Here is a 4,253-nt window from a genome sequence, read left to right as displayed (position 1 = left end):
GCCCGCCACCCCGACCGTGTCCGGTCGCTCGTCGTCGCCGCCGGACTCACCGGCCGATGGGAGCCGCCCGCGGTCCCCGCGCCCGTCCGGATCGTCGGCGGCTCCGCCTTCGGTGCCGCACTCGCCCGGCTCGCCGCGCGGCTCCTGCCCGCGCTCGTCGTCCGGATCGCGGTGTCCGGGGTCAGCTCGCTGCGCGGCCCCGCACTCCGCGCCCACGTCCACGGCGTCCTCCGCGACCCCGACCGACGATCGTTCGTCGTCGACCTCGCCGGCACCGGCAACACCTCGGGCCCGCACCGCGCCGGCTGGGAGGCCGACGTCCGGAACCTCGGCGCGATCGAGGACCTGGCGCTCGCCGAGGTCCGCGTGCCGACGTTGCTCGTGCACGGCGAGGCGGACACCGACGTCGACCCGTCCCACAGCGCCCGCGCGGCGGCGACCGTGCCGGGTGCCGAGCTCGTGACGGTCCCCGGCGGCACGCACTTCGCGCTCTGGGACCACCGCAAGGCCCGGGCCCTGCAGGCTCGCGTGCGGGAGCACCTCGGCCGCGGCGCCCTCTGACGCCCGGCGGGCGCGCCCACCGCGCGCGATCCCGTGGGACCGGCACCGCGCCTCCTGGCGGTCGCGCTGGCGACGGGAGACCCTGCGCGCGGGCACGTGGAAGCCGCGATCCGGGGGCCATCTCGGGGGACGCGCCGGTCGATCCGTCGGTGCGAGCGGTCGCGGCTCGCCTCGACGTGCTGGCGCGGGGCCGGGAGGCGCGGATCGCCGCCGTCGTGCGGCACGCGTCGGTCTGACCAGCGTCCGCAGGCCTTTTTGCCGGTTCTGAAGGGGCTGCGAGGAACGCCGCAGCCTGTGACGAACCGCAGGAATCCGCCGCTGGTGCCCAGCCGGGTCCAGGTTCGTGACCAATACGTTATCTTCCCGAGCCGCCTCCGCACCCGCTCGGGTCGGCTGGTCCGACCCGGAAGGAACCATGGGACGCCACGCACTCCCCGCAGCCCCCGACGGCGCAGCCGGCACCGGACCCGTCGAGCGCCGCGCCGGTGCCGCGGTCAGCGTCCCGCAGGTCGACACCGCGGTCGAGCCGCGCCGTCCCCGCGGACGTCGTTCCGCGTTCGGGCCCGCCGTCGCACGGTCCACCTTCGTCGAGCACACGAAGCCGGCCCGCACCGTCTCGATGTCGGCCGCCCGACCGGTCGCCTCGACGGCGGTCGCCGGGGCAGCCGTGCTGTCGCGGTCCGCGGTGCTGCGTGCCGAGCGTGCCGCCGACCCGAAGCACATCCGTCGGGCGGCGAACGCCAAGCGTGCGGCGATCCTGCTCGCGCCGGCCCTCGCCGTCACCTCGAGCCTGACGCTCGCGGTCCCGGCGAACGCGGCCACCCCGTCGACCGACGCGCACCACGGGACGACGACCTCGCAGCACACCCAGACCTACACGGTCGCCCGCGACGTCGAGGTCCCCGTGGTCTCGACGGACGGCATGACGACCACCACGACCGTGGTCTCCTACCCGACGATCGTGACGAAGTTCGGCGTCAGCACGCAGCAGGCCGAGGACGCGATCTCGAAGGTCCTCTCGGCCGGTGGCGACCGGGCGACCGTGGTCTCGACCGCCCTGCAGTACATGGGGGACCCGTACGTCGAGGGCGGCGCGAGCCACGAGGGCATCGACTGCTCCGGCCTGACGATGGTCGCGTACGCGGCCGTGGGGATCCCGCTCGTGCACTACGTGCCGACGCAGGACGCCGCCGCGACCACGATCCCGGAGTCCGAGGCACAGCCGGGCGACCTCGTCGTGTACGACAACGAGGACCACGTCGGGATCTTCCTCGGCGACGGCCTCGTGCTGCAGGCGCCGCACCCCGGCGCGGTCGTCGACATCGTGCCGATGTACTCGGCGGCGCACCACTTCGCCCGGGTCCTGCCAGCCGGCAGCTGACCGGTCCTGCGCACCGGCAGCTGACCGGTCCTGCGCGCTGGCAGCCGCTCTCGACGGCAGACTCGTCGGTCGGCCACGGGGTGCGCGAGCGCGCGCCCCGGACGGCCTCACCCGAAGAGTCCGCCCGGAGCGCGTCGGATCCCCCCGATCCACGACCACCGTACCCGGTATTCCGCATTCAAATACATGACGACCGCCATGGAATCGGGCCGGTCGCGGTCGTCCCGTAAACTGGAGTGATGGCCTCCGAGACCCGCACCCCCTTCGAAGAGCAGCGCTCTGCTCGACCGCAGGTGCGTCCGCGCACCGAGGGCTGGACGCAGGCCACCGGCACCGACGGTCGGCCCCTGCTGCAGTTCGCCTCCCCGAAGCGCGGCAAGCCGCCCGTGCACCTCGCCGACATGACGGTCGCCGAGCGCGAGGCGAAGGTCGTCGAGCTCGGGCTGCCGAAGTTCCGGGCGAAGCAGCTCGCCACCCACTACTTCACGCACTACACGTCCGACCCGGCGGCGATGACCGACCTGCCGGCTGCCCAGCGCGAGGAACTCGTGGCGGGGATGCTCCCGCCGCTCCTCACCGAGACCCGTCGTCTCGCGACGGACAAGGGCGACACGATCAAGTTCCTCTGGAAGCTGCACGACGGCGCCCTGGTCGAGTCGGTGCTCATGCGCTACCCGGGGCGCATCACGCTCTGCGTCTCGTCGCAGGCCGGGTGCGGCATGAACTGCCCGTTCTGCGCCACGGGGCAGGCCGGACTCACCCGGAACATGTCCACCGCCGAGATCATCGAGCAGATCGTCCGCGCGAACGCCGCGATCGCCGCCGGGGAACTCGGGGGTGATCCCCGCAAGGGCGGCAAGGACCGCGTCGACGCCGAGCGCGTGACGAACATCGTCTTCATGGGCATGGGGGAGCCGCTCGCGAACTACAAGCGGGTGATGGACGCCGTGCGGATCATGGTCGCACCGCAGCCGAACGGCCTCGGCATGAGCGCCCGCGGCATCACGATCTCCACGGTCGGGCTCGTACCCGCGATCAACAAGCTCGCCGACGAGGACATCCCCGTCACCTTCGCGCTCTCCCTGCACGCTCCCGACGACGAGCTCCGCGACGAGCTCATCCCGGTGAACTCGAAGTGGAAGGCGGACGAGGCGATCGACGCCGCCCACAACTACTTCGTCAAGACGGGGCGCCGCGTCTCGATCGAGTACGCGCTCATCAAGGACATGAACGACCACGCGTGGCGCGCCGACCTGCTCGCCGAGAAGCTGAACAAGCGCGGCAAGGGGTGGGTGCACGTCAACCCGATCCCGCTCAACCCGACCCCCGGCTCGGTGTGGACCTCCTCCGAGGTGCACGTGCAGGACGAGTTCGTCCGCCGGCTCAACGCCGCCGGCATCCCGACGACCCTCCGCGACACCCGCGGCAAGGAGATCGACGGGGCGTGCGGCCAGTTGGCCGCGGCGGAGTAGGTCCGACCGAGTTCGGTTCGGTCCGGTTCGTCTGGTTCGTTCGGGAGGCACGGTGCGGGTTCGCACCGTGCCTCGCGTCGTTCCCGGCGTCGGATCCGCGTGTTCCCGGGCCTCGCGGCCCCGACACGCCCGGGATGTGGGCCGGGTTGGTGCTGCCGTTCACCTCTGCGTAAAGTAATCACTCGTTGCCGCTGAGGCGGAGAACGGAACGGCCGAGACGGTCACCGGGTCACAGACCAGGAGATCTTGTCCGCCACGGTTCTTCCCCGGGCAACGAAAGCCAAAGCCTCTCTGGCGATGTTCGCTTCTGCGAGCGGAGTGGGGAGTGCGTCTGGTCCTTGAGAACTCAACAGCGTGCACATTGTCAATGCCAATTTATTGACCCCGTGCCTGGTCTGCTTCGGCAGGTTGGGTCGGAGACAATTCCTTTTGGATTGAAGATTGTCAGTAGACAGTCAACGGTCAGAATCAACTCGGTTCGATGCTTTCGGGTGTCGGATCTGTAATTTTTTACGGAGAGTTTGATCCTGGCTCAGGACGAACGCTGGCGGCGTGCTTAACACATGCAAGTCGAACGATGATGCCCAGCTTGCTGGGTGGATTAGTGGCGAACGGGTGAGTAACACGTGAGTAACCTGCCCCTGACTCTGGGATAAGCGTTGGAAACGACGTCTAATACTGGATATGACTGCCGGCCGCATGGTCTGGTGGTGGAAAGATTTTTTGGGTGGGGATGGACTCCCGGCCTATCAGCTTGTTGGTGAGGTAATGGCTCACCAAGGCGACGACGGGTAGCCGGCCTGAGAGGGTGACCGGCCACACTGGGACTGAGACACGGC

The 4,253-nt window shown here is 70.2% G+C and carries 3 protein-coding genes and 1 rRNA gene; all 4 read left to right on the top strand.

The window, feature by feature from the left end; genetic code table 11:
• Positions 1–561, top strand: a 561-nt coding sequence (locus I5E_RS13825) for an alpha/beta hydrolase (RefSeq protein ID WP_022907506.1), incomplete at its 5' end; no start/stop codon positions are given.
• A gap of 415 nt (positions 562–976) precedes the next feature.
• Positions 977–1,942 carry a C40 family peptidase gene (locus tag I5E_RS22825; protein ID WP_022907505.1) on the top strand — a complete coding sequence of 322 codons (966 nt, stop codon included), beginning with the start codon at positions 977–979 and terminating at the stop codon, positions 1,940–1,942.
• A 239-nt stretch (positions 1,943–2,181) separates the two neighbouring features.
• Positions 2,182–3,414: a 23S rRNA (adenine(2503)-C(2))-methyltransferase RlmN gene (gene rlmN / locus I5E_RS13810; protein WP_031262749.1), complete on the top strand. Its 1,233-nt coding sequence runs from the start codon at positions 2,182–2,184 to the stop codon at positions 3,412–3,414.
• Positions 3,415–3,923: 509 nt separating this feature from the next.
• Positions 3,924–4,253, top strand: a 16S ribosomal RNA gene (locus tag I5E_RS13805); the annotation flags it as partial.

The sequence above is a fragment of the Curtobacterium sp. B18 genome, assembly GCF_000333375.1.
GTDB lineage: Bacteria > Actinomycetota > Actinomycetes > Actinomycetales > Microbacteriaceae > Curtobacterium.
Note: the sequence above shows the minus strand (reverse complement) of the source record. Positions and strands in the feature narration are given on the sequence as shown.

Coding starts and splice junctions, on each gene's coding strand:
- rlmN (WP_031262749.1), top strand. CDS start 2,182: ATGGCCTCCGAGACCCGCACCCCCTTCGAAGAGCAGCGCTCTGCTCGA.
- I5E_RS22825 (WP_022907505.1), top strand. CDS start 977: ATGGGACGCCACGCACTCCCCGCAGCCCCCGACGGCGCAGCCGGCACC.